Here is a 23,899-nt window from a genome sequence, read left to right on the forward strand (position 1 = left end):
CCGTACACTCAGGATTGTCCTATCGACGATCACCAGGGCTCTCATGGATCTTCGCCGGTTCCTCACGCACGCGGTGCAGATCGCATCTGCGCTGTCGAAACTTCATAAGTCAGGCACCCTTCACCTGGACATCCGCCCCGCGAACCTCTCCGTGCACCCGGAGAGCGGGGAGGTGTCGCTCGACGGTGGGCTGGCCGTGGTGCGCGGCGATCTCGGCCTCTCCGACGAGACGAAGATCAACCCGGAGTCGCTGCCCTACATCGCGCCGGAGCGGACGGGCCGCGTCGACTGGCCGATCGACGAGCGCGCCGATTTCTACTCGCTCGGCGTCACGCTGTACGAGCTGCTCTCCGGCAAGCTGCCGCTCGACGCCGAGGACGCGCCCGCGTGGGCGCACGCCCACATCGCGAGGGCCCCTGTGCCGCTCGCGGAGCTGGTGCATGACGTGCCCCGGATCGTCTCCGAGATCGTGATGAAGCTCCTCGCGAAGTCTCCGGAGGAGCGTTATCAGACCGCCCGCGGGCTCTGGTCGGATCTCCTCATGTGCCAGACCGAGCTGGAGGAGCTCGGGATGATCGACTCGTTCCCGCTCGGGACGGCCGACATCCCGGACCGGCTGCAGCTCCCGACGAAGATCTACGGCAGGAGGCGCGAGCGCGCGATCCTGCTCGAGGCGTTCGAGCGTGTGGTCGCCACGGGCACGGCCGAGCTCGTGCTCGTCGCCGGGTACTCGGGCGTCGGGAAGACCTCGCTCGTGAAGGAGGTGCAGGCGCCCATCGTCCGCGAGCGCGGGGCGTTCATCTCCGGGAAGTTCGATCAGCTCCAGCGCGACATCCCCTACCGCACGATCGCCCAGGCGTTCGGGGAGCTCGTCCGGCAGATCCTGACGGAGAGCCCGCAGTCGCTCGCGGGGTGGAAGCACCGGTTGAGCGACGCGCTCGGCGAGGAGGGGCGGGTCATCATCGACATCATCCCGCAGCTCTCGCTGATCCTCGGCGAGCAGCCGCCGGTGCCGCCGCTCGCGCCGAACGAGGCGCGCAGCCGCTTCGTCCGCGTGTTCCATGCGTTCCTCGGCGTGGTCGCGCGCAAGCGGCACCCGCTCGTGCTGTTCGTGGACGACCTGCAGTGGGCAGATCCCGCCAGCCTGAGGCTCATCCGCGACGTCGTCGCGGCGCCCGAGAAGCGGCACCTGCTCGTGATCGGGGCGTACCGCGACAACGAGGTGACCCCGTCGCACCCGCTCATGGAGGTGCTCCGGCAGATCCACGCCACGGGCGCGCGCGTCTCGACGCTCAGCCTCGACCCGCTCCCGCACGAGAACGTCCTCGAGCTCGTCATGGACACCTTCCGCTGCGAGGACGAGCTGGGGGCTCAGCTCACCAGGCTCCTCGTCCAGAGGACGGGCGGCAACCCGTTCTTCGTGGGCCAGTTCCTGACGGAGCTCTATCGCCAGAAGCTGGTCTGGGTCGATCCCGTGAGCGCCGTCTGGTGCTGGAACATCGAGGCCATCGCCGCGCAGAACCTGACCGACAACGTCGTCGACCTGGTGCTGGGCCGCCTCAGGCGGCTGGACGGCGAGACGCAGCGGGTCCTCTCCCTCGCCGCGTGCCTCGGCGCCCGCTTCGACGCCGAGGTCCTCTCGGCCATGTACGGCGAGTCGACCGAGACGACGCACGCCGCCATCTCCCCGGCCATCCGCGAGGGGCTCGTGGCGCGCCGAGGCAGCACGTACAAGTTCCTCCACGACCGCGTGCAGCAGGCCGCGTACCTGCTCATCCGCGAGGGCAACCACGCCTCGACGCACCTGCGCATCGGGCGCCTGCTGCTCGTCCAGACGCCGGAGGAGGCGCTGGAGGACCGGCTGTTCGAGATCACGAACCAGCTGAACATCGGCGCCTCCTTCATCACCGATCCGGGCGAGCGGCGCAGGACGGCCGAGCTGAACCTCCGCGCCGGCAGGAAGGCGAGGGCCTCCGGGGCCTACGGCTCCGCGGTGGCCTACTTCGCCGCGGGCTGCGCGCTGATCGGGGAGGACGACTGGGCGGGAGCCGACGATCTGCTCGCCTTCGCGCTGCACCTCGATCTCGCCGAGAGCGCGTGCGTGAACGGGGAGTTCGATCGGTCCATCGACCTCTGCTCGGTGCTCCTCGAGCGCGCGCGCACGCAGCTCGACAAGGCGGCGGCCTACCGCGTCCTGATGCAGAACCACATGGCCCGGTCCGAGCACGACGCGTGCATCGGCGTCGGGCTGGAGTGCCTCGCGCTGCTCGGCATCAAGCTCGGGAGGCAGCCGGCCGACGAGGAGGTTGTCGCGGAGATCACGGCGCTGCGCGACGCGCTCCGCGATCGCACGGCCGACGAGATCCTCGGCCAGCCGAGGATGACGGCGCCGCCGATGCTCGCGGCGATGGGCGTGATGGCCGTGATGTACGCCTCGACCTTCTACACCGATCCGAACCTCAACGACCTCCTGGTCTGCCAGATGGTCCGGCTCAGCCTGCTCCACGGCAACGCGGAGCCGACCGGCATCGGGTACACGTGCCTCGGCAAGGCGCTCTGCCAGAAGCTCGGCGCGTACCAGGACGGCGACCGGATCGGCAGGGTGGGCTACGAGCTGACCGAGAAGATGAACGCGCTCGTCTACAAGCCCGAGGTGGCCAACCTCTATGGCTGTCTGATCTCGGTCTGGACGCGCCACATCGACACCGGGATCGCCTGCCAGCGCGTGAGCATCCAGGCCGCGAACGAGGTCGGGAACCTGACGTGGGGGAGCTTCAGCAACATCCAGCTCACCCTGAACGTGATCGTGCGGGGCGACCCGATCGAGGAGGCGTACAAGGTCGCGGTGAGCGCGCTCGACTACGCGACGAAGGCGAAGATCACGTTCGCCGCGGACGCCGTGACGAGCATGCTGCGCCTGGTCCAGGCGATGAGGGGCGCCACGCGCCACCTCGGCACGATGAGCGCGGACGACTTCGACGAGCAGGCGTTCGAGGACCGCCTCGAGAAGGAGAGCTTCCCGAGCGTGCGGCTCGTCCATTACGTGATGAAGACCGCGCAGCACCTCCTGGCCTCCAACCCCGACGAGGCGGCCCTGGCCGCGGAGAAGGCGGAGCGCAACATCTCGGGGGGCAACGGGATGTTGTTCTCGGCCGAGTACCACTACTTCGGCGCCCTCGCCCGGGCGGCCCGCTTCTCCGGGGCCCCGGCCGAGGAGCAGGCCGGGCTCCGGCGGTCGCTCGCCGGCCACGAGGAGCAGCTGCGCGTCTGGGCCGAGAGTTGCCCCGACAACTTCGCCGGCAAACACGCGCTCGTAGCGGCGGAGCGCGCGCGCGTCGACGGCAGGCACGACGAGGCCGCGGCGCTCTACGATAAGGCGATCGTGGCCTTCCGCGAGTCCCGGTTCATCCACCAGGAGGCGCTCGCGAGCGAGCTCGCCGCCCGGTTCTACCTGGATCGCGGCTACAGCGGCCTGCCGGGGCTCTACCTGCGGGAGGCGGTGGCGTCGTACTCGCGCTGGGGCGCGAGCGAGAAGGTGAGGCAGCTCGAGCAGCGGTATGCGCTCGTCCTGAACCAGGAGCAGCGCCGCGCGACGAGCAGCGGCGTCATGACGATGGCAGCGGAGGCCATCGACGCGCAGACCGCGGTGAAGGTCTCGCGGTCGCTCTCGAGCGACATGACGCCGAAGGAGATGATGGAGTCGCTCATGCGGCTCGTCGTCGAGCACGAGGGGGCGGAGCGGTGCTGTCTCCTGCTCACCGGGGACGGCCTGCGGCTCGCCGCCGAGGCCGTGGTGGACCGCGACGGCATCAGCATCCGCGTGTACGAGCGGAGCACGGCGCCGCTCGCGACCCGCGTCCCGGCGTCGATCGTCAACTATGTCGAGCGGACGCGGGAGCGGGTGGTGCTCAGCGACGTCGGGGCGAGCGGCGCCTTCGCCGGGGACGAGTACCTCGTGCGCGAGCGGCCGAAGTCGGTGCTGTGCATGCCGCTCATGAAGAACCCCGGCGAGGTGGGCGGCCTCCTCTACCTGGAGAACCGGCTGGTCCACGGCGCGTTCATCCTGCGCCGGCTGCCGCTCCTCGAGTTCCTGGCCGCGCTGTCGCTGCAGAACACCGTGCTCCGCGGCGAGCTGGAGCAGGAGGCGCTGAAGGTCCAGCGGACCGAGGAGGCGCTGCGCCGGAGCGAGAGGGCGCTCCGGGATCTGGCGGAGTCGAGCGACGTCCCCACGTGAGGCGCGGGCCGCGCCGCCGCACCGGCGTGGTGTGGCGGCGCGGCGTTCAGGCGCTCTCAGGCGCTCTCGAGCACGTGGCCCACGCTGTCGAGGAACGGCCTGTCCGACACGGAGAGGTGGAGCTGCACGAACCGCCAGTGATCCCCGTGGCGCTCCACCGTGCAGGTCAGTCGGAGCGCGGGCAGGTCGAAGCGCACGCCGCCCATGGTGGCGTGGATACCGAAGCCGGCCGTCCCGGCGCAGGCGGCCGCTCCCCCGGCCAGCAGACGCACCTGGACATCGCCGGTGATCCTGCACACGAGGTCCTTCAGGATCTCGCTCTGCCGCCGGAACGAGGCCTCGACCTCGGCCCAGCGCGTGAAGTGCAGCTTGTCGTGTGTGCCGTAGAAGATCAGGGCATCGTCACGTACGAACATGTCGCATAACGCGTCCACGTCGCCTCGCTCGAAGGCGCGCGCGAACTCGACGAGCATCTGGCGAACCGAGTCTTCTGGACTTGCCGGCTTTCTCTCCGAGGACTCCATGCGCTCCGCTGCTCCCGTACCGATCCGAGCCTGATCTCGGCCGAGCATACAGCACCCCGGAGGCGACGCGCGACGCCCTGCGCGCGAAAGCGCTCGGAGCCCGGGCGGCTGCGCGCGACAAGGGTCGTCGCGGTCACGAACACGTAACACCACACGACCCCGACCAGCGCCAGCCGACCAGGTGCCCCCTCGAACCCCGGAACCCAGCTGACCAGAAACCCCACGAGCAGGAACAGCAGCCCCACGCCCTGCAGCTGCGCGATCGACATCCGCTTCAGGAGGGCGCCGACCGAGAGCGAGGGCAGGTAAGTACAGCGCGCGGGCGCGCGCGTCCGGCGCGGCGGAGGCCTCGGCGGCGCGCGCCTCCTGCGGCCCGTACGCCGCGAACGAGAGCGCCGCCATGAGCTGGAGCGCCGCGAGCATCAGCAGGGCAGCGGGCATGTACCTGGACGTCCGCCCCTCCAGCAGGCCGAAGAGCGAGATGCCGGGGACGATGCCAGCGGCGCTGGCGAGCTGGATCATGGTCAGCAGGCCCGGCGCCCTTGCTGCTCGGCTGCCCCTCGAGGATCGCGAAGCGATACTGCTGCACGAACGCGCCTTGCAGACCGACGCCGCAGACCGCCGCGCAGAACAGCGGGAGATCGGCGCGCTCCACCGCGACCGCCGCGTTGGGCCACGGCCGAGCCCCGCTCGGCGGAAAGACAGACGGAAAGTGTTGGAAATGCCGAGCTATCTTCCGGCCCCTTCTCGCTGTCGCAGAAATCCTGGCGGGATTCCTGGCACGCGGCGCTACACGGCCACGTGGAGCGGCTGTACCACCGCCGCGAATACCGGGAGCGCCTCGCAGCGCGCCGCGTGCGCGGCCAGCGCCGGCCGCTTCGCGGCGTCGGTGAGGGCCGGGTGCGCCTCGCCGACGAAGCGCAGCGCGCAGGCGACCGCGATGTCGGCGTGGCTGAAGTCGCCCAGCCACCAGGTGTCGCCGCTCCGGGCGGCGCGCTCCCGCTCCAGCAGGTCGAGCGTCTCGCCGATCTGCGCGGTGCAGCGCTCCACCCAGACAGGGCTCCGGCGATCGCCTGTGCGCAGCACGTGCTCGTAGAGCAGGCTCACCGCCTTGTCCGCGAGCCCCGTGGCGAGCGCACAGACCCGCAGCCCTGCGCGGCGCGCCTCGCCCGAGCGCGGCAGGAGCGCGCGCTCGGGCCCCACAAGGTCGTCGAGGGCGTCGAGGATCGCCGCGCTCTCCACGAGCGGCTCCCCGCCGTCCGTCACGAGCACGGGGACCCGCCGAAGCGGGTTGTACCTCGCGATGGACTCCGCGTCGGCCCACACCGACCACGGGCGGTGCTCGTACGCGAGCCCGTAATGCTGGAGCGCCACGGCGACGCGGCGCACGAAGGGAGAGTCGTACTGGCCAATCAGGATCATGGCGGCTCGTTTAACCGAGCCTGCCCCGCGCGGCTACCAGGCCGTGCACACCCTGGCCGGCCGCGTCGAGGGCCCCGGCGACTCCATGTCGCGGCGGGCAGCTCCATCGAGGAGAGCTCCTGAGCGCTGCCCGCCGGAGCTGTTCTCTACGCCCGCGCGCCCTTCTTGAGCTCTGCACGCGCGGCGCCGACCACGGACATGAACTCACGCGCGCGCTCCGTGAGGACCTCGTCCCTGCCCGCCGCGAGCGCCGCGGCGTCCACGAGCTCGCCGCCGACCCCGAGCGCCACGGCGCCGGCCTCGATGAAATCCCTGGCTGTCGTCAGGTTGACCCCGCCGGTCGGCATCATCTTCACCTCCGGGAGCGGCGCGCGCAGGGCGCGCAGGTACTTCGCGCCCCCCATGGCGGAGCACGGGAACAGCTTCACCGTGTCGGCGCCGGCGTTCCACGCGGTGATCACCTCGGTCGGCGTGAGCGCCCCCGGGAATACCGCCTTCCCGAGATCGTGCGCCGCGCGGATGACCTCCAGGTCGAGCCCCGGGCTCACGATGAACTCGGCGCCGGCCTCGATGCACCGGCGGGCCGCGTCCGCGGTGAGCACGGTGCCCGCGCCGACGAGGACGTGGTCCCCCATCCGCGAGGCGATCTCGCGCATGACGGACAGGGCGTCGGGGACGGTCATCGTGATCTCGATGACCTCGATGCCCCCCGCGCACAGCGCGCGAGCGGCCCGCACGGCGAGCTCTCCGCGCGGCGCGCGCACGACGGGGACGACGCCGATCTCCTCGACGCGGCGGACGACTTGCTCCCTGTTCATCGCTCGATCCTCGCGCCGGCCCCGCTCATGGCCCTCCGCACCTCGGCGAGCGACGCCATCGAGGTGTCCCCCGGGGTCGACATCGCCAGCGCGCCGTGCGCGACGCCGCACTCGAGCGCCCAGCGCGGGCTCTGCTCGGTCAAGAGGCCATAGATGATCCCCGAAGCGAACGAGTCGCCGCCGCCCACGCGGTCCAGGATCTCGATGTCTCGCTGCGGGACCTCGTGGAGCTCGCCCTTGTAGTACAGGATACCACCCCAGCCGTTCACGCTGGCGGTCTTGGCGGTCCGGAGGCTCGTGGCGACGACCGAGATGTTGGGATACGCCGCGACGACCTCGGAGATCATCCGGCGGAAGCCGTTCGTGTCGAGCTGGCTGTAGCTGCTGTCCACGCCGGACACCTCGAAGCCGAGGCCCGCGACGAAGTCCTCCTCGTTGCCGAACACGCAGTCGACGTACGGCATGAGGGCGCGATTGACCTCGCGCGCCCGCCGCTGGCCGCCGAAGTTCTTCCACAGCGAGGGTCGGTAGTTGAGGTCGTAGGAGATCCGTACGTCATGCGCGCGCGCGACCTCCATGGCCTCGTGCGCCACGTCGGCCGTGGTCTCCGAGAGAGCGCAGAAGATGCCGCCTGTGTGCAACCAGCGCGCGCCGCGCTCGCCGAAGAGGGTCTCCCACGGCACGTCCCCGGGCCTGAGCTTGGACGCCGCGCTGTGGCCGCGGTCCGAGCAGCCGGCGGCGGCGCGGGGCCCGAACCCGCGCTCGGTGAAGTTGAGGCCGTTGCGCACGTCCCGGCCCACGCCGTCGTAGTCGACCCAGCGCAGGAAGGACGTGTCGACCCCGCCCTGGAGCATCAGGTCCTCGATGAGGCGCCCGACGGCGTTGTCCGCGAGCGCCGTGACGATGGCGGTGCGGAGCCCGAAGCAGCGCCGGAGCCCCCGCGCCACGTTGTACTCTCCCCCGCCTTCGCCGACGTCGAACGTCCGCGCCGTGTGGACGCGGCGCTCACCCGGGTCGAGGCGCAGCATCACCTCGCCGAGGCTCACCTGGTCCCACTGGCAACCTTTTGCACTGCGAATCTGCATCTTCTTCTCCTCAACGGCTCATCCAGCCGCCGTCGACGACCGGCCCGTGGCCGAGCGCTGGGCGGCCGACGACCTGCGGATCCGCCCCGCGTCGTTCACGAGGATGTCGAGGCGACCGAGCTCTGCCCCGCAGGCTGTGGAGTGAACGCGGCCGCTTCGATGCATGGACGAGTTGTTGAACCAGTCGACCGTTCGACAAGGCTCTCGACACGATCTCCGATGCCCCACGCCGTGCGCGTGGCAAGCGAGCCGGCAGCGTGCGGCGCTGCGCTGCGACTATGTTGGAAAATTGTTCGAATAGTCCTCTGGCGTCGCTTTTCCAGGGTTGGTGTCGGATCGCATAGGGAACCTTCTGTCAGCCGAGGTGAGCGTGGCGATTCGCCCTTGAACTCCTTGAATCGTTTTGCTTTCCCGTTCCCCACGGCTGAGATCCCCGGTGGACCGGTACGCGTGCGGGTCGCAGGTGAGACCTCGCACCCAGCGCGGGCGATGCCCCCGCGACCTCGCCGTTGCTCGCGCCCACGACAACCGGGCGAACGCAGTCGGTGCAGAAATCGAGCCCGATCTCAGGGACGAAGGGCCGCGCACGGCGGCCTGCTCAGGGGAGAGCGAAAGGACACCCGACGACGAATTGTGAGCGTTCACATTACGGGTGTCAACGAAAATGGAAGGGCGCGACGCCATCCTCGATCCCGATGGGTGCGCAGCGGCGGTCGGCCGCGGCGCCCATGACCCAGGTCGAGGAGAGGGCGGGTGGCCGCCGCCCCGCCGTCGTGCTGGCCGACGGCGACCACTGAGACCGAGTCGCCCAGCTCACCCGCGACAGCGACCACCGGAACGTCGGAGGTGACCCGCTGCTTCGAGCACGCGCTCCCGCGCGCATCGAGCGCTCCTCATTGGCAACCCATCCGGAGAGCGATGTAAGTCTCCCCAGAGCCCAGAGGGTCCCTGCTGGGATAGGTCCTCAGTCGGGGGCGAGCGGATTGGAAATTGGAAACCACATCGAACATAACCGCGGCCCGGTGCTCGCCTCTCTTGCCGCGCCGCTCCGGAAGAGAGTTGCCCGCCACCGAGTCCGAGCTTGGCCGCAGGGCGAATTGGTGTTGACATCGATAATGTGAACGTTCACATTGTGGCCTCCTTATTCGGCTTTGTCATGAGGGGGTCGTCATGCGCAGCGGCACCTTCGCTCTCGGGATCGAGTTCGGCACCGACTCCAAAAAGACTGCACCATGAAAATACTCACGAGTATTCCGACGACTCTCGCCAAGCTGTGCCTGATGATGACGCTCTCGCCGCTCGCGGCGTGTGCATCCTCTTCCGCGACCACCGCGACGCCACCCGGGACGGCGGGCGACACGAGCAAAGCGGCGGCCCCGCTGGCCGTGCCGGCGGAAAAGCATGGTCCGATCCTCGACACGCACATCCATCTCTACCAGGTCACGCGTCCGGGCGGCGTCGTTTGGCCGGAAGCCAAGCAGAAGCCGATCTACCGCGACGTGTTGCCCCCGGAGTATGAAGCCATCGCGAAGCAGAATGGCGTCATCGGCACCGGCATCGTCGAAGCCAGCCCCGTCGTCGACGACAACTTCAAGGTCCTCGAGATGACGAAGGGCAACGACTTCTTCAAGTTCCTCGTCGCGCAGCTCGAGATCGGCTCGCCGAGCTTCAGCGCCGATCTGGCGCGCCTCGCCGCGGACCCGCGCGTGGTCGGCATTCGCGGCTTCCTCTGGAGCCCGAAGCTGACGCTCGACGCCAAGCAGCTCGCCTCGCTGGAGGAGCTCGCGGCCAAGGGCATGACGCTCGACATCATCAGCCGCGGCACCCTGAACCCGAAGGACAAGGTCGAGGCGCTCGCGACCGCGGTGCCCAAGCTCCGTATCATCATCGACCACCTGGCGGGCGCGAAAGGGCCGACGCCGGATCCGGCCTGGGTCGACGCGGTTCAGCGGCTGGCCAAGCACCCGAACATCTACATCAAGTTCTCGTCGTTCTTTGACATGTACAACCCGGCCGCCACCGAGGACGATCCCTGGAAGGCGCCGACCGACCTCGCGGCGTACAAGGCGCACTTCGACGTGCTGATGAAGGCCTTCGGCGAAGACCGGCTGATCTGGGGCAGCAACTGGCCCGTCGTCGACATGGGCGGCAGCCTCGCGTCGGAGATCGAGGTCGCCGAGCTCTACCTCAAGGAGTTTGGTCAGGGAGCGCGTGACAAGGTCATGTACAAGAACGCGCAGAAGTTCTACGCGCGTCACCCCTGAACAGCGGCGTCCCGAGCGCCACGGCGAAGGCGGCGCCCGCCGCCCCGCTCACCGATCGTAAAGCAACGCCACGTCGCTTCGGCTTCGGCCATTCGACATGGAGCTCTGTTCTTTGGCAGGACGAAGCGGCCCCGGCTGCGGAGCGCGCCGTGAGAGCCGCGAGTGAACGAAGTCGCTCAGCGAGGCAATGACAGCATGAAAGCCCTGACGATCACCGGTCCGTCGGTTGCACAGGTGAGCCAGATCCGCGAGCCCAAACCGGCGCACGATGAGGTGTTGATCCGCGTGCAACGGGTCGGTTTGTGCGGCTCCGACTTGAACACGTTCTTGGGCAAGAACCCGATGGTGACGTACCCTCGGGTGCTGGGGCACGAGGTGGCCGGCACCATCGTGGAGCTCGGCTCGGGCGTCGAGGCGGACTGGCGCGTCGGTACCGACGTCACGTTCACGCCCTACACGGCGTGCGGCGGGTGTCCCTCGTGCCGCGCGGGACGGCGCAACGCCTGCCGCGACAACAAGACCATGGGCGTGCAGCGCGACGGCGCGCTGACCGAGCTCGTGGCCGTCCCGTACCAGAAGCTCTTCACGTCACGGAAGCTGAACCTCACGGAGCTCGCGCTCGTCGAGCCGTTCTCGGTAGGCTTTCACGCGGCCGCGCGAGGGCGCGTCGAGGCCGGCGAGACCGTGCTGGTGATGGGCTGTGGCGGCGTGGGGCTCGGGGCCATCGCCGGCGCGGTGAGCCGCGGCGCGCGCGTGATCGCGCTCGACACGCAGGACGAAAAGTTCGCGCTCGCCAGGGCGCTCGGCGCGCGGGAGGCGGTGCTCGGGGACGCCGATGCACGCCAACGCGTGATGGACCTGACGAACGGCGACGGGCCGGATGTCGTCATCGAAGCCGTGGGCGCGACCGCGACTTACCGCAACGCCGTGGACTGGGTGAAATTTTGCGGCCGAGTCGTGTACATCGGGTACGGCAAAGAGCCGGTGAGCTACGAGACCAGGCTGTTCGTGATGAAGGAGCTCGACATCCTCGGCTCGCGCAACTGCCTGAACGAGTTCTCGGACGTGATCGCCTTCTTCGAGCGACGCACGTTCGACCCGAACATCCTGATTTCGAGATCGATCCCCATCGAAGGCGCGCCAGAGGCGCTCGCCGACTGGGCAGCCCACCCCGGTCGAACGTCCAAGATCATGGTGAGCATGTCGTGAGCGTGCGCGATTCAGCGCCTTCACTGAAGGGATTTCGGATGAAGACGATCCATCGGTTTCTGCAGCTGAAGAACCTGCTCTCGAAGCGCGACCCCGGGTCGACCGTGTTGCCGAGCGCGACCGGGATCCTCGTATGGGTACGCGCCTGCTGAGCCGCCGGAGCACTGACATGGGCAATCCGATTCTTCAGTTCGGCACGAGCCGGTTCCTGCAGGCTCACGCGGACTTTTTCATCTCGGAGGCGCTCGGCGCCGGCCGCGCGCTCGGGACCATCACCGTGGTGCAGACCACGTCGAACCCCGAGAGCCGCGCGCGCATCGACGCGCTGCGCGCGCAGGGGCGTTACCCCGTGCGGATCCGCGGGCTGCGCCGCGAACAGGTCGTCGATACGACGATCGAATGCAGCTCGATCACGGAAGCGCTCGATGCGAACACCGACTGGCCGCTCGTGCGCGAGCGCTTCGCGAACGATGCGCGCGTCGTGATCTCGAACACGAGCGACAGCGGATACGCCTGCTTGCCCGAGGACACGGCGACATTGCTCGCGCCCGGCGCGGGCGTGCCGCGCGGGTTCGCCGCGAAGCTCGTCACCTTGCTGCTCGCACGCTTCGAGGCGGGCGCCGCGCCGCTCACGCTGCTGCCTTGCGAGCTCGTCTCGAACAACGGTGACACGCTGCGCGCGCTCGTCGCCGGCCTCGCGCGCCAATGGGGCGCCGATGCCGCCTTCCTGCGCTACATCGAGCACACGTGCATCTGGGTGAACTCGCTGGTCGACCGGATCGTCTCCGAGCCGATCCGCCCCGTCGGCGCGATCGCCGAGCCCTACGCGCTCTGGGCGATCGAGCGGCGCGAGGGCATGGTGCTGCCGTGCCAGCATGAAGCGATGATCGTGACGGACGACCTGCTCCATTACGAACGCTTGAAGCTGCTGCTCCTGAACCTCGGGCACACCTACCTCGCCGAGCGCTGGCAGCTGGACGGGCGCCCCTCGGACGAGAACACGCTGCGCGCGATGCGCGATCCGGCCTTGCGCGCCGATCTCGAGGCGCTCTGGCGCGACGAGGTGGTCCCCGTCTTCGACGCGCTCGGCAAGGGCGCTGCCGCGCGCGCCTACCTCGACGAGGTGCGCCAGCGCTTCCAGAACCCGTTCCTCGATCACCGGCTCTCCGACATCGCGCGCAACCATGGCGAAAAGAAGCGGCGCCGCTTCGGGCCCGTGATCGAGCTCGCGCGCGAGCTCGGCCTGAACCTCGATCAGCCCCGGCTGCACGCGGCGCTTCGCACGGCCGTGCCCGCATGAGCATGTGAGGCTGCCCAAAGGAGACATGTAGATGAGAAAGATGCGTTGGGTCGTGCTCTTCCTGTGCTTTCTCGCGGTCGCCGTCAACTACATCGATCGCGCCAATCTGGCGGTCGCGGCGCCCCAGATCGAGAAGGAGCTCGGGATCGGCCCCGCCCAGATGGGGTTCATCATGAGCGGCTTTTTCTGGACCTACGCGCTCATGCAGATGCCGTTCGGCTGGTTCGTCGACCGTGTGGGCGCGCGCATCGCGCTGCCGATCGCCGTCGGCTGGTGGTCGCTGTTCACCGCGGCGACCGCCGGCGTATCGAGCGTCGCGGCCATGTTCGGCTGCCGATTGCTGCTCGGCGTGGGCGAAGCCGGCGCCTACCCGGCCTGCGCCAAGCTCGTGAGCCAATGGTTCAAGCCGCGCGAGCGCGCGCTCGCGACGGGCATCTTCGACAGCGGTGCGCGCGTCGGCTCGGCGCTGTCGATTCCCCTCGTCGCGCTCATCATCGACTCGTTCGGATGGAAGGCGGCCTTCATCATCACGGGCCTGTTCGGCGCGGTGTGGATCCTCGGCTGGGTCGTCATCTACCGCAGCCCCGCGCACGGCGACATGACGGGCGCGCAGGACGTCGTCCACGCAGCGCCCGCCGAGGACGCGCAGAACAGCGTGACGTGGGCGTCGCTCTTCCGCCACCGCACGCTCTGGGGCATGATGCTCGGCTTCTTCTGCCTCAATTTCACCAATTACTTCTTCATCACGTGGTTCCCGAGCTACCTCGTGCAGACGCGCGGCTTCTCGCTCAAGTCGCTCGGCACGTTCGGCATGATCCCCGCGCTGATGGCGATTCCGGGCGGCTGGATCGGCGGCTTCGTCTCCGACGCGCTCTATCGCCGTGGCTGGAGCCTCACCGCCGCGCGCAAGACCTGCATGGTCGGCGGCATGCTGGTGTCGTCGACGATCACGCTGTCGGCGTTGACCTCCAACATCTATCTGATGCTCGCCTGCTTCGGCATATCCTACGCGAGCCTTGCGTTCGCCGGCGCCAGCGTCTGGTCCCTTCCCGGCGACGTCGCGCCCACGCCGCGCCACGTGGCTTCGATCAGCGGCATCCAGAACTTTGCGTCGAACCTGGCCGGCATCGTCATCACGACGTTCACCGGCGTGATGGTCTCGCTGACCCAAGGATCGTTCACGATCCCGCTCGTCGTGGCGGGCGGCTTCTGCCTGCTCGGCGCGTTCAGCTACCTCGTCATCGTCGGCAAGATCGAGCCGCTCCAGGTCAGGTCGGCGCCGATCGCCGCGAGGTACCCCAGCCTGGATATTGACCGAGATAGCTCGCCTACGAGCGCAGGATGAGGTCGTCCATCCGGTTCGGTAACCGGAGGAGGCTAGAGCGACAAGCGGGTTGAATCCGCACGCAGACAGCGAGAAATCGAGACGCCAAAAGACGCCAAGGTTTTCTTGTTTTCTTGGCGCCTCTTGGCGTCTTGGCGGCTCATTCCTCTGGTTTTCAAGCTGATCGGTTTTCTAGGCGGGCCGTTCGACGTGCGGCGGAACGAGGCCGAGCCTGGCCTCCGACAGGCGTCGTAGGCTCAAAGGGTGACGCCCCGCTTCCAAAGTGCGATCTCGCGCTCGCCGTTCTCCTCGGCGCGGGTTGGACGGCCGGAGGCGGTGGCCAACACCAGGTCCATCAGGGCGTCGGCGGCCGCGTCCATGGATTCGCCCGAGGCGATGCGGCCGGCGTCGAAGTCGATCCAGCGCTGCTTGCGCTGGGCCAGGCTGGAGTTGGTGGCGAGCTTGAGGGTCGGCGCGGGGAAACCGAGGGGCGTGCCCCGGCCGGTGGTGAAGAGGATGACCGTCGCGCCGGCGGCTGCGAGCGCTGTGGACGAGACCGCGTCGTTGCCGGGGGCCTCCAGCAGAGCCACGCCAGGCGTGCCGCGGATCTGCCCGCCGTAGTGGACCACCTCGGTCACCGGGGCGCGGCCGGCCTTCTGCACCGCGCCCAGGGACTTTTCCTCCAGCGTCGTGATGCCGCCGGCGATGTTGCCGGGCGAGGGGTTCTCCGACACCGGCTCGCCGTGGGCGATGAAGTAGCTCTTGAAGTTGTTCACCACGCCGACGATGCCCTCATAGACCGCCTCGCTCTCGGCGCGGGTCATGAGCAGGCGCTCGGCGCCGAAGATCTCCGGGATCTCGGTCAGGATGGCCGAGCCACCGGCGGCGCAGACCTTGTCGGCGATGCGACCCACAAGCGGGTTGGCGGTCAGCCCCGAGAAGCCGTCCGAGCCGCCGCACTTGAGGCCGATCACCAGGTCGGAGACGGGGCAGGGCTCGCGGCGGTCCCGCTCGACGATCCTCACCAGTTCCTCGACGGCCTCGAGGCCCGCCTCGAGCTCGTCCTCGGCCGTCTGGGCGGTGAAGGACCGCAGGCGATCGGGATCGAGGTGCGGGGCGCTCTCGAGGAGCGGGCCGAGCTGGTTGTTCTCGCAGCCCAGGCCGATGATCAGCACTCCGCCCGCGTTCGGGTGGCCGGCCAGGGCAACGGTCATCCGGCGGGTGGCATCGAGGTCGCCCCCCAGCTGGGAGCAACCGAAGGGGTGGGTGAGGGCGTAGACTCCGTCCACCCGGCCCTTGAAGCGTCTGTCCGCCTCGGCGGCCACCTTCTGGGCGGTGCGCGCGACGCAGCCCACCGTCGATAGGATCCAGATCTCGTTGCGGGTCCCCACCCGCCCGTCCTTCCGCCGGTAGCCCATGAAGGTGCGGTCTTCGGTGGCGGGAAGGGGATCAGGGGTCGTGGGCTCGTAGGTGTAGGTGTCGAGGCCGGAGAGCGCGGTGGCCAGGTTGTGCGTGTGCACGTGATCGCCCGGCTTTATGTCCACTGTCGCCCGCCCGATTGGCCAGCCGTACTTCCGCACCAGCTCGCCAGCGGCCATCGCGCGCAGCGCCACCTTGTGTCCGGCCGGGATGTCGACGCGGGCGGTGATCGCGTCGGCCACCGAATCGCCGGCGGCCAGGCCGCGCACGGCGACGGCCACATCATCTCGGGGATCGATCTGCAACAGGGAGGCTGCCACGCTCATTTCATCGATGGTAACCGGCGTCGTTTGGCGCGGCAAGTTGGAGGGCAACCTCAGGTCGCTGCTCGAACGCGCGGAGCCCGGCACGTACCGCGCGCCGCCCGTGCGGCGGGTCCACATCCCGAAGGGGACCGACAGGGATATACGCGCAGTAGCGCGGATCCTCGGCGCGATCTACGAGCAGGACTTCACTCCTCGCAGCCGATCCGCTCGTCGTCCAGCGCGACGTCATCGATCCACGCGGTGAACCCCGGCGGCGCGCTCTGGTAGTTGTTCCACCCGACCCGGACCTCGCTGAACGCGTCCGGGATCTCCGAGCCCGAGTAGTTGCCCGGCCCGTTCGCGATGCTGATCTGGTCGAGGAGCTCGCCGTCCAGGTAGAAGTCGTAGCGCTGCGTTGGACCGTCGATGTGCCACTCGACGCAGTGCCACTGGTCCTCATAGTACCAGCGGTACGCGCTCCCCTTGCCGAACTCCGCCCCCGCGGGCTGCACGTTGTAGAGGTACTGGATGTGCGACCCGTTGCCGTCATTGTCCCAGCCGTCCTTGTCTTCCTTCACCGTGTCCACGACGCGGACCTCCTGGGCGCCCGTCGTGGGGCCGTTGCCGTACAGCGCAACGAGCGTCGAATGGACGAACGCGTCAGGCACCGGCCGCTGCACCCGGTAGCGGATACGGCCCCAGTGCCCGCTCCCGAGCTGAGAAGCGTCGTGATAGATGCGCCGCTCCCCGTTCGCGACGGGGCCCATCTTCAGCGCGTGCTTGCCGTGCGCGGCCTGATCGTCGGCGACCGCGACCGGCTCACCATGCTTGGTCCAGCCCTGCGGAACGCCGCCCACGTCGGTGTCCTCGAAATCTTCGCAGAGGATGTACCTGCCGGACGCGCAGCCCGTCAGGGAGGTCTCGCCGCCGCCCGAGCCGGCTTGCCCGTCACCGCCCGAGCCCGTTTGCCCGCCGCCGCCCGAGCCGGTTTGCCCGGCGCCGCCCGAGCCGGTTTGCCCGGCGCCGCCCGAGCCGGTTTGCCCGCCGCCGCTCGACGAGCTGCTCGTGAGGCCCCCGCCGTCGCCGCCAGCCCCGCCGCTGCCGGTCGTACCGGTGCTGGTCGCGCCACCGCTTCCGTCGCCTCCACCGGAGCTCGAGTCCGAGGAGGTTGAATTGCAGCCCACGTGGAATGCAATGAGGGCCAAGGTAAGGCTCACAGCGTGAACACGATGCATGGTGGACCTCCGGCTCTCCGAGAGCCAAGCAAGCGGACCAACCTTGATACGTTTGTCATGGGGGTGATGTCAAGACCCCCTCGGCGCGCGCAGAGCGCTCGATAAGGATGTTCTGTCAGCCCAGGGCAGTTCCCGCAGTTGGGTCGTGAGAGCAGCGTGGACTCAATGACCACAAGCGCGGGCGCCGTGCTTTTTCTCGATGAATTTGAAATTTCGCCATGCACGAGGGCGCGGAGCTGTAGACAGGCCACGCCTGGTCGCCCGGCTCGGGCGCTCCGCTCTCGGGAGCACCGGTGTACGACCCGAGCGAATCGCCCCGGAGGTTCGCTTGTCGGTCAAGCCTTCAAGAACGCGTCGCAGTCTCCGCCGTACCCCTCGCCGACGCTGCTCACCGGGACGTCCATCGCGTGGCAGAGCGTGGCGAGCAGCTTGTTGTGCGGCATGCTCCCCAGCTTGACCTTCCGCCCGGTCTTGAAGAACCCCCCGCAGCTCCCGACGAGCAGGAACGGGATGTTGTCTACGGCGTGGTAGTTCCCCTCGTTCATGTCGTTGGCGACGACGACGACGCTGTTGTCGAGCGCGCTCCCGTCCCCCTCGGAGGAGTCGGCGAGCTGCGCCACGAGCGTGGCGACCTGCTCGTAGAACCACCGATCGATCGCCGTCTTCTGGGTCGCGTTGTTCGCGCCCTCGTGGGCGATGGCGTGGTAGTCGGGGCTGCCGATGCCGAGCCACGGGAACGTGAGGCTGTTGCCCCCGCCGTCGTCGATGAGATCGAGGGTGACCGTCCGGGCCAGGTCGCACTTCACGGCTGCCGCGGCCAGCTTCATCATCAGGTCGACGTGCTTCGGATAGTCGTTGATGTTATTGTAGTTGATCCCCCCCTCGCCGATCGCGGGCGGCGTGCACGCGCGCTGCGAGGCCGCCGCCTCGAGGTCCAGCTCCAGCGCGCGGATCGAGTCCAGGTGCGCCTGCACCTTCAGCCGGTCCTCCGTCCCGAGGCGCTGGCCGAAGCGCTCGAGGTCGGTCCCCACCAGATCGAGGACGCTCTGCCTGCGCTTGCGCAGCTTGTCGATCTGGGCTGCCGGCAGGCTCGCCCCTCCGAAGAGCCTGTTGAAGAGGCGGTAGGGATCCGTCTCGGCGTTGTTCTTCTGATTCCGCCCCGCCCAGCTCGTCGAGAAGCCATAGGGGCGGCAGCCGAGGTTGAGCTGCGGCGAACTCACCCCCTTGCTCCTGAGATCGTCTCCGATGATCTGATCGATCGACGGCGCGACGCCGTCGCTGACCCCGGGGGCGGGGCTCACGCCGGTGAAGAGCGCGCCATAGCTGAAGTGCCCGTCGTACGTCCGGTTCGCGTCCAGCATCACCTTCAGGTCGACCCCCTGGGGGATCAGCACCTTGGACTTCCAGCTCTCGAGCGGCTCCAGGATGGTCGGGAGGCGCGCCGCGTTCAGGTCGTCGTTGCCCGGCAGCCAGTTCTGCTGGAAGATGCCGTTGGTCCAGGTCACAGCGATCATGCGCTTCGGGAACGCGCTCGGCGCCGCCGTGGCCGCGCGCTCGGCGTGCAGCAGCGGCAGCATGGCCGCCCCCACGCCCAGCGCCTGGAGCAGTGCTCGTCGTGAGAATCGCGCCTGGTTCATTGCAGCACCTCTCCTTCCATGATCGCTCGGAAGCGGAACGTACGTGAGCTCACCAGCGCCACCATCAGCTCGCGGATGTCCTGATCAGCGCCCTCGAAGGCATCCACCACCGACTCGAACGAGGCCTTGTCGTCCCCCGTCTCGCCTCGACCGAGCGCATAGCGCAGCCATTGCTTGGCGAAGCAGCTGTGGACCGTCTCGCTCGAGGCGAGCACCTGGCTGAGCCCGCGCGCGTCGGCCACGGCGTGGACCTGGCCGTCCAGCTCGACGGTGCTCGTCGCGTCGACCGGCTCTCCGTTGTCCATGGTCCGGAAGCGTCCGATGCCGTCGTAGTTCTCGAACGGGAAGCCGAGCGGATCCAGGCGCGCATGGCAGCCCTTCGCGCACGCCAGCTGGGAGTGCTCCGCGAAGCGCTCTCGCGTGGTACCTCCCTCATCTGGCTTCTTCGGCTCCGGGATGTCGTTCGGCGGCGGCGGGAGCGTCTGACACAGGATCTGGTTAAGGATGGCTTTCCCTCGCCTGACCGGGTGCGAGCCGTCGGCCGCGCCGGTCACGGTCAGGAACGCAGGCGAGGTCAAGATGCCTGACCGCTGGGCCGGGTCGAGCGACACGGGCTGCATCTCCTCGCCCTTCGGCCCGCTCACTCCATAAACCGCGGCGAGCGGCTCGTTCGCGAACGAGCTCGTCCCGGTCAGCACCTCCTCGAAGCGCCCGGTGCCATCAAGGACGACCCCGGCGACGAAGCGCCGCACCTCCTCCGACATCGCCCGCTTCAGCGCATCGTCGAACTCGGGGTAGACGTCGGCGTCCTTCGGCTTGCGAGCGGCCGCCGAGAGGTCGAGCCAGTCCTCGAAGAAGTCGGCCACGGCGTCGCGCGATCTCGGATCGCCTAGCATCCGGCGCGCCTCTCGGGCCACGTCCTCCGTGCTCGCCAGCCGATCCGCGGCCGCGGCGTCGAACAGCGCCTGGTCAGGCATCGTCCCCCAGAGGAAGTACGAGAGGCGGCTGGCGAGCGCATAGCCGTCCAGCTTCACCGTCTTCCCCTCGACGATCGCTGGCTCCTGTCCGTTCTCCCAGTGGTACAGGAACCCCCGCGACTGCAGCATCGCCTCGACGAGGAGGATGATCGCGCCGTTGAAGTCGAGCTCGATCTCCGTTCGCCCGGTCTGATAGAGGCGCATCAGCCCGTCCACCTCGTCGGCGGAGAGGGGGCGCCGGTACGCCTTCAGGCCGAACTCCGTCACGAACTGCCGGGCACATGCTTCTTCTCCGGCGCTTTGCGCGTCGCACGGCACGAGCGCGCTCAGGCGTGATGCCGCGTTCGCGGCGAGCTTCTCGGCTGCGTCGCGGAACAGCTCGGCGTTCAGCTTGTCGACCGGGCCGGGCAGATGGTAGCCGAGGACCGGATCGTCATTCTCCATGGGCACATCGTTGAGGTGCAGCGTGGTGTCTCCGAGCAGATCCCGGACGGTGTTGAGGTACTCGCGCCCGCTGAGCCGGCGGAGCACCTTGACGCCCGCCGAGGTGGGATCCGCCGGGGTCCCGTCGAAGCTCGGGTCAGGAGCCACGGAGCCGCCAGGCCGCTCCTCGGCGTCGCCCGGGCCGCCAGGCCGCTCCTCGGCGTCGCCCGGGCCGCCGAGCACCCCGGTGCATGAGGCGGCTGCGAGCGCGCAAAGGACGAGCCCTGCGCAAGTCCGCAAGATAAGTCTCATCGTGTTCATCTCCTCGTGTCGTGTGAACGCATCCGCTCCGCGAACGCACCCCTGCAACGACGCGGGCGCCTCGAGAGAGAAAGACGCAGGTTCGACGTCTCGCGACGGCAGCGTCGCGGAGATGGTCAGGCGACCAGCAGGTCGGCCGTCGCAGGGAGCATCTGGCAGTAGCGGCTCGCCCCCGAAGCGGCTCACCCTCCAGTCGATTCGCACTCCATGACAAATTTCTGGTCAAACGCGCGCTGCGAGGCGACGCAGGAAGATCGGATATGCTGCAGCGCAGCACGCTGCGCCGCGTCACCGCCGGGTGCCTCAGGACACCGAAGCTCGGAACCGGGGATTGGCCGGGATCGGGACAGGACCGGCGGGCCCGCCGTGCCCCTCGGCGCCGCTTCTCTGTCCTGCTACGGAGAGGGCCTGACCATGAAGCGGTCGAACACGCTGCCCCCGCACCGGGTTACCACCGCGATGCCGGCTTCTGCCGCGAGGCCCCCCGGCCGCGCGGCGCCCCGCCGCCTGGCTGCCCTCGCGCTGCTGGGGCTCGCGGCCTGCGAGGCAGGGCCGCTCGACGCCATCGAGCTGGCCCCCACGACGCTGACCCAGGGCATGGTCGCGCACTGGACGTTCGACGAGGGAGAGGGCACGGTCGTGCGCGATTCCTCTGGCAACATGCGCGACGGAGCGCTGACCGGAGGAACGTGGGTGCAAGACGGTCGGTTCGGCAAGGCGATGCACCTCGGCGAGGGCGAGTTCATGGCGGTCGACAGCTTCCCGAACGCCACCGCGAGCTGGAGCGTCTCGGCGTGGGTGCGCCTGACGAGCGACGAGCCCGCGCCCGAGGTCCTGGCGACCGTGGTCAGCACGGAGGACACCGGCGGATGGGAGATCAACATCGACTACGCGCAGTCGCCGCCGGGCATGCACTTCGGGTTCTGGAAAGGGCCGGAGAACGGCGATTATCAATTCCTCATCTGCTTCTGCATGGAGCCTCGCCGGTGGACGCACGCCGCCGCGGTCGTCGACGGCGAGGCGCTCACCATGTCCCTCTACCTCGACGGGCGGCTCGACCAGGCGGCGCCGATCGACGTGACGATAGCGCCCGGCTCCAACACCCTTTATGTCGGTCGATGGGTGGGCGCGGGTCGGTTCCTCTTTGCGGACGTCGATGACATCGTCATCTACAGCCGGGCGCTCGCCCCGGCAGAGGTCGCCGAGCTCTCGCAGCGCTCTCCGCCGGATCCCCGATGAGCAGGCTCGCCTGCGGCGCTCCTCTCCTCACGGATAGATGTCGAGCCCCCGCACGAGCTCGATCTCGGCGCCCAGACCGGCGTCCGCCGAGAACGCCCACCGGGCGCTGTGGACACCCCGGTACGGCCACGCCGCCTCGCCGTCGACCGACACGTGCAGCGCCCCCGCGCCGGCCGAGAGCATCGGGCGAACGCGCAGTTCGGGCTCGCGAGGAGCGCGCCCCCCAGCTCGACCCCCGGGCCCGACCGGCGAGCCTTGATCCTGGGAAGCCGGTACGTGACCGAGGGCATCGTCCACATCGCGTTCACCTCGCGCCGCGGCTTACCGCCCGCGGTCCGGGCGCCGATCGAGCACCTCGCGAGCCACATCCATGACGACGTGATGAAGCGAACCACGGTCTTCGCTCGACAGATGCCTCAGAAGGTGGGCATCACGTGGCCCGGCACGCCCGAGATCCCCGAGGAGCCTGCATAACGTGCCAATCCCTTTTCAGCGGCAACTCATCTCCCCAAATGAAGGCGCGAGCTCCCACCGAATCAACCCACCTCGACGCAGCGCGGCCGCGGCGGCGGTAGCGTAAGCGGGAACGGGCGCGGGAATGCTTGGGCCCTGAAAACATCGGGGCTCTGCGTGTGGCTGCGTCTTGCCTGCCGGCCTTGAAAACCAATTGACGCACGACAAGCTCGGGAGTACGGCAACCCCACCATGCCGTCTGTCCACCTGACGCGCCATCTCTACACCTTCTTCCCGCACCTCGAAGGCCAACACCTCGTCGTCGAGGCGTCGACAGCAGGTGAGGTCGTGGCGGCCCTGGAGAGGCTCGCGCCCGGCATCGGCTTCTACATCTGCGACGAGCGCGGCCGCTTGCGGACGCACGTCAACATCTTCGTCGGCAAGCAGATGATCCGCGACCGTAAGGGACTCACCGACGCGGTCGCTGCCGACGACGAGGTCCACATTCTGCAAGCGTTGAGCGGAGGGTAAAATGGCAAGCCGTATTCTGGTAGGCACGCGAAAAGGCACGTTCATCGTCGAAAAGCAGAACGACTCGTGGAAGCCGCGCCTCGCGGGCCACGCCGGCGGCGGCGTCAACTATGTCGCGCGCGATCCCTACACGGGCAAGCTCTGGGCGCTGCTCGGCTTCGGCCATTGGGGAGCCAAGCTGTCCGTCTCGACGGATGAGGGCGAGACCTGGAATGACAACCCCGCCCAGATCAAATATCCCGAGGGCGCTCGCTACATCGGCCAGGACATGTACGAAGACGCCGGCAGCGAGTTCGGCGTCGGCATGAAGATCGTCACGCGCCCGGCCACGATACAGAAGCTCTGGATCATCGGCTTCGGCCCGGGTGGCGCGGTCTACGTGGGCACCATTCCGGGTGGCTTGTTCGTCAGCCGCGACGGCGGCGGCTCCTTCGAGCTCAACCGGCCGCTCTGGAACCACGAATCACGCGGCGGCGACCTGTTCACAGGCGAGGGCAAAGGCGAGACGAAATGGTTTGGCACACCGGCCTCCGAGGGGGGCGAGTTCGCCCCGGGCATTCACTCCATCGTGGTGGACCCGCGTAACCCGAAGCGAATCCTCGTCGCCGTGTCCACGGCGGGCGTCATCGAAACAGCGGACGGTGGAGAGACCTGGCAACCGCGCAACAGCGGCATGCGGCTCGATCACACGCCCGAGCCAGACGCCGAGTGGGGCCACGATACGCATTACATCGAGCAATGCGAGGGCGATCCCGACCATATCTGGCAGCAGAATCACGTTGGGATCTACTACAGCAGTGACGGCGCAAAGAGCTGGCGCAAGGTGAGCCGTCCAGAGCAAGGCGTGCATTTCGGCTTTCCCATTACAGCGGACGCGAGGGACGGACGCACGGCGTGGGTCGTCCCCGGCAAGTCGGACATGCAGCGAATCACCGTCGACGGCGCGCTCTTCGTGGCTCGCACGAAGGACGGCGGTGAGACCTGGGAGCAGCTCCGCCGGGGTTTGCCCCAGGAGCAAGCCTACGACGTCATCTACCGCCACGCGCTCGCCAACAAGGACGGCGCTGTGGCATTCGGCACCACCACGGGCAATCTCTACGTGAGCGATGACGGCGGAGAGGGTTGGACGACCGTCGCCAATAACCTGCCGCCGATCTATTCAGTACGCATGGCGTGATA

18 protein-coding genes are annotated in these 23,899 nt (G+C 68.7%); 9 read left to right on the top strand and 9 right to left on the bottom strand.

Translation table 11 applies throughout. The features are described from left to right. Nucleotides 1-43: 43 nt before the first annotated feature. Entirely contained in the window at nucleotides 44-4,234 is a 4,191-nt protein-coding gene (locus tag POL72_RS51390) for an ATP-binding protein (RefSeq protein ID WP_373372273.1), read from the top strand. Nucleotides 4,235-4,290: 56 nt separating this feature from the next. On the opposite strand, the gene POL72_RS33855 is transcribed toward POL72_RS51390, so the two are convergent. The 4 genes from POL72_RS33855 to POL72_RS33870 form a co-directional block, all read right to left on the bottom strand. After that, entirely contained in the window at nucleotides 4,291-4,758 is a 468-nt protein-coding gene (locus POL72_RS33855; protein WP_272100915.1) for a nuclear transport factor 2 family protein, read from the bottom strand. Between the two features lie 789 nt (nucleotides 4,759-5,547). Continuing rightward, on the bottom strand, nucleotides 5,548-6,180 hold the full coding sequence (locus POL72_RS33860) for a glutathione S-transferase family protein (RefSeq protein WP_272100916.1): 633 nt from the start codon (nucleotides 6,178-6,180) through the stop codon (nucleotides 5,548-5,550). Nucleotides 6,181-6,326: 146 nt separating this feature from the next. After that, complete coding sequence (locus POL72_RS33865; protein WP_272100917.1) at nucleotides 6,327-6,998, bottom strand: bifunctional 4-hydroxy-2-oxoglutarate aldolase/2-dehydro-3-deoxy-phosphogluconate aldolase; 672 nt, start codon at nucleotides 6,996-6,998, stop codon at nucleotides 6,327-6,329. After that, on the bottom strand, nucleotides 6,995-8,083 hold the full coding sequence (locus tag POL72_RS33870) for a sugar kinase (protein ID WP_272100918.1): 1,089 nt from the start codon (nucleotides 8,081-8,083) through the stop codon (nucleotides 6,995-6,997). The genes POL72_RS33865 and POL72_RS33870 overlap by 4 nt, the downstream gene beginning before the upstream one ends. 1,232 nt (nucleotides 8,084-9,315) lie before the next feature. Here POL72_RS33870 and POL72_RS33875 point away from each other — a divergent pair. The 4 genes from POL72_RS33875 (at nucleotide 9,316) to POL72_RS33890 (ending at nucleotide 14,201) form a co-directional block, all read left to right on the top strand. Further along, complete coding sequence (locus POL72_RS33875; RefSeq protein WP_272100919.1) at nucleotides 9,316-10,347, top strand: amidohydrolase family protein; 1,032 nt, start codon at nucleotides 9,316-9,318, stop codon at nucleotides 10,345-10,347. 195 nt (nucleotides 10,348-10,542) lie between these two features. Continuing rightward, entirely contained in the window at nucleotides 10,543-11,556 is a 1,014-nt protein-coding gene (locus POL72_RS33880; RefSeq protein ID WP_272100920.1) for a zinc-binding alcohol dehydrogenase family protein, read from the top strand. 169 nt (nucleotides 11,557-11,725) lie between these two features. Next, complete coding sequence (locus POL72_RS33885) at nucleotides 11,726-12,856, top strand: mannitol dehydrogenase family protein (RefSeq protein WP_272100921.1); 1,131 nt, start codon at nucleotides 11,726-11,728, stop codon at nucleotides 12,854-12,856. 31 nt (nucleotides 12,857-12,887) lie between these two features. Continuing rightward, complete coding sequence (locus tag POL72_RS33890; protein ID WP_272100922.1) at nucleotides 12,888-14,201, top strand: MFS transporter; 1,314 nt, start codon at nucleotides 12,888-12,890, stop codon at nucleotides 14,199-14,201. 236 nt (nucleotides 14,202-14,437) lie between these two features. On the opposite strand, the gene POL72_RS33895 is transcribed toward POL72_RS33890, so the two are convergent. From POL72_RS33895 to POL72_RS33910, 4 genes are all read right to left on the bottom strand, one after another. Further along, nucleotides 14,438-15,925: a UxaA family hydrolase gene (locus POL72_RS33895; protein WP_272100923.1), complete on the bottom strand. Its 1,488-nt coding sequence runs from the start codon at nucleotides 15,923-15,925 to the stop codon at nucleotides 14,438-14,440. A gap of 185 nt (nucleotides 15,926-16,110) precedes the next feature. Next, nucleotides 16,111-17,109: a hypothetical protein gene (locus tag POL72_RS33900; protein WP_272100924.1), complete on the bottom strand. Its 999-nt coding sequence runs from the start codon at nucleotides 17,107-17,109 to the stop codon at nucleotides 16,111-16,113. Between the two features lie 365 nt (nucleotides 17,110-17,474). After that, nucleotides 17,475-18,776, bottom strand: a complete 1,302-nt coding sequence (locus POL72_RS33905) for a DUF1552 domain-containing protein (RefSeq protein ID WP_272100925.1) — start codon at nucleotides 18,774-18,776, stop codon at nucleotides 17,475-17,477. Further along, nucleotides 18,773-20,488, bottom strand: a complete 1,716-nt coding sequence (locus tag POL72_RS33910) for a DUF1592 domain-containing protein (protein ID WP_272100926.1) — start codon at nucleotides 20,486-20,488, stop codon at nucleotides 18,773-18,775. Before POL72_RS33910 ends, POL72_RS33905 begins: the two co-directional genes overlap by 4 nt. Before the next feature lie 423 nt (nucleotides 20,489-20,911). On the opposite strand from POL72_RS33910, the gene POL72_RS33915 reads away from it, so the two are divergent. Then, on the top strand, nucleotides 20,912-21,736 hold the full coding sequence (locus POL72_RS33915; protein ID WP_272100927.1) for a LamG domain-containing protein: 825 nt from the start codon (nucleotides 20,912-20,914) through the stop codon (nucleotides 21,734-21,736). A 27-nt stretch (nucleotides 21,737-21,763) separates the two neighbouring features. On the opposite strand, the gene POL72_RS33920 is transcribed toward POL72_RS33915, so the two are convergent. After that, nucleotides 21,764-21,919: a hypothetical protein gene (locus POL72_RS33920; protein ID WP_272100928.1), complete on the bottom strand. Its 156-nt coding sequence runs from the start codon at nucleotides 21,917-21,919 to the stop codon at nucleotides 21,764-21,766. A gap of 72 nt (nucleotides 21,920-21,991) precedes the next feature. Between POL72_RS33920 and POL72_RS33925 the strand changes: the two genes are divergently transcribed. The 3 genes from POL72_RS33925 to POL72_RS33935 all read left to right on the top strand — a co-directional run bounded on the left by POL72_RS33925 (nucleotide 21,992) and on the right by POL72_RS33935 (nucleotide 23,897). After that, a complete protein-coding gene (locus tag POL72_RS33925; protein WP_272100929.1) occupies nucleotides 21,992-22,210 on the top strand; it encodes a hypothetical protein in 219 nt (72 codons plus the stop codon). 231 nt (nucleotides 22,211-22,441) lie between these two features. After that, the gene (locus tag POL72_RS33930) at nucleotides 22,442-22,720 is read left to right on the top strand and encodes a MoaD/ThiS family protein (RefSeq protein ID WP_272100930.1); all 279 of its coding nucleotides are present in this window, start codon (nucleotides 22,442-22,444) and stop codon (nucleotides 22,718-22,720) included. Nucleotide 22,721: 1 nt separating this feature from the next. Next, nucleotides 22,722-23,897, top strand: a complete 1,176-nt coding sequence (locus POL72_RS33935; RefSeq protein WP_272100931.1) for a WD40/YVTN/BNR-like repeat-containing protein — start codon at nucleotides 22,722-22,724, stop codon at nucleotides 23,895-23,897. The last annotated feature ends 2 nt before the right edge of the window (nucleotides 23,898-23,899 follow it).

Origin of the sequence: Sorangium aterium, from assembly GCF_028368935.1 — a bacterium.
Classification (GTDB): Bacteria; Myxococcota_A; Polyangia; order Polyangiales; family Polyangiaceae; genus Sorangium; species Sorangium atrum.

Coding starts and splice junctions, on each gene's coding strand:
- POL72_RS33915 (WP_272100927.1), top strand. CDS start 20,912: ATGAAGCGGTCGAACACGCTGCCCCCGCACCGGGTTACCACCGCGATG.
- POL72_RS33855 (WP_272100915.1), bottom strand. CDS start 4,758: ATGGAGTCCTCGGAGAGAAAGCCGGCAAGTCCAGAAGACTCGGTTCGC.
- POL72_RS33860 (WP_272100916.1), bottom strand. CDS start 6,180: ATGATCCTGATTGGCCAGTACGACTCTCCCTTCGTGCGCCGCGTCGCC.
- POL72_RS51390 (WP_373372273.1), top strand. CDS start 44: ATGGATCTTCGCCGGTTCCTCACGCACGCGGTGCAGATCGCATCTGCG.
- POL72_RS33875 (WP_272100919.1), top strand. CDS start 9,316: ATGAAAATACTCACGAGTATTCCGACGACTCTCGCCAAGCTGTGCCTG.
- POL72_RS33890 (WP_272100922.1), top strand. CDS start 12,888: ATGAGAAAGATGCGTTGGGTCGTGCTCTTCCTGTGCTTTCTCGCGGTC.
- POL72_RS33885 (WP_272100921.1), top strand. CDS start 11,726: ATGGGCAATCCGATTCTTCAGTTCGGCACGAGCCGGTTCCTGCAGGCT.
- POL72_RS33895 (WP_272100923.1), bottom strand. CDS start 15,925: ATGAGCGTGGCAGCCTCCCTGTTGCAGATCGATCCCCGAGATGATGTG.
- POL72_RS33870 (WP_272100918.1), bottom strand. CDS start 8,083: ATGCAGATTCGCAGTGCAAAAGGTTGCCAGTGGGACCAGGTGAGCCTC.
- POL72_RS33920 (WP_272100928.1), bottom strand. CDS start 21,919: ATGCTCTCGGCCGGCGCGGGGGCGCTGCACGTGTCGGTCGACGGCGAG.
- POL72_RS33930 (WP_272100930.1), top strand. CDS start 22,442: ATGCCGTCTGTCCACCTGACGCGCCATCTCTACACCTTCTTCCCGCAC.
- POL72_RS33905 (WP_272100925.1), bottom strand. CDS start 18,776: ATGAACCAGGCGCGATTCTCACGACGAGCACTGCTCCAGGCGCTGGGC.
- POL72_RS33910 (WP_272100926.1), bottom strand. CDS start 20,488: ATGAGACTTATCTTGCGGACTTGCGCAGGGCTCGTCCTTTGCGCGCTC.
- POL72_RS33880 (WP_272100920.1), top strand. CDS start 10,543: ATGAAAGCCCTGACGATCACCGGTCCGTCGGTTGCACAGGTGAGCCAG.
- POL72_RS33865 (WP_272100917.1), bottom strand. CDS start 6,998: ATGAACAGGGAGCAAGTCGTCCGCCGCGTCGAGGAGATCGGCGTCGTC.
- POL72_RS33935 (WP_272100931.1), top strand. CDS start 22,722: ATGGCAAGCCGTATTCTGGTAGGCACGCGAAAAGGCACGTTCATCGTC.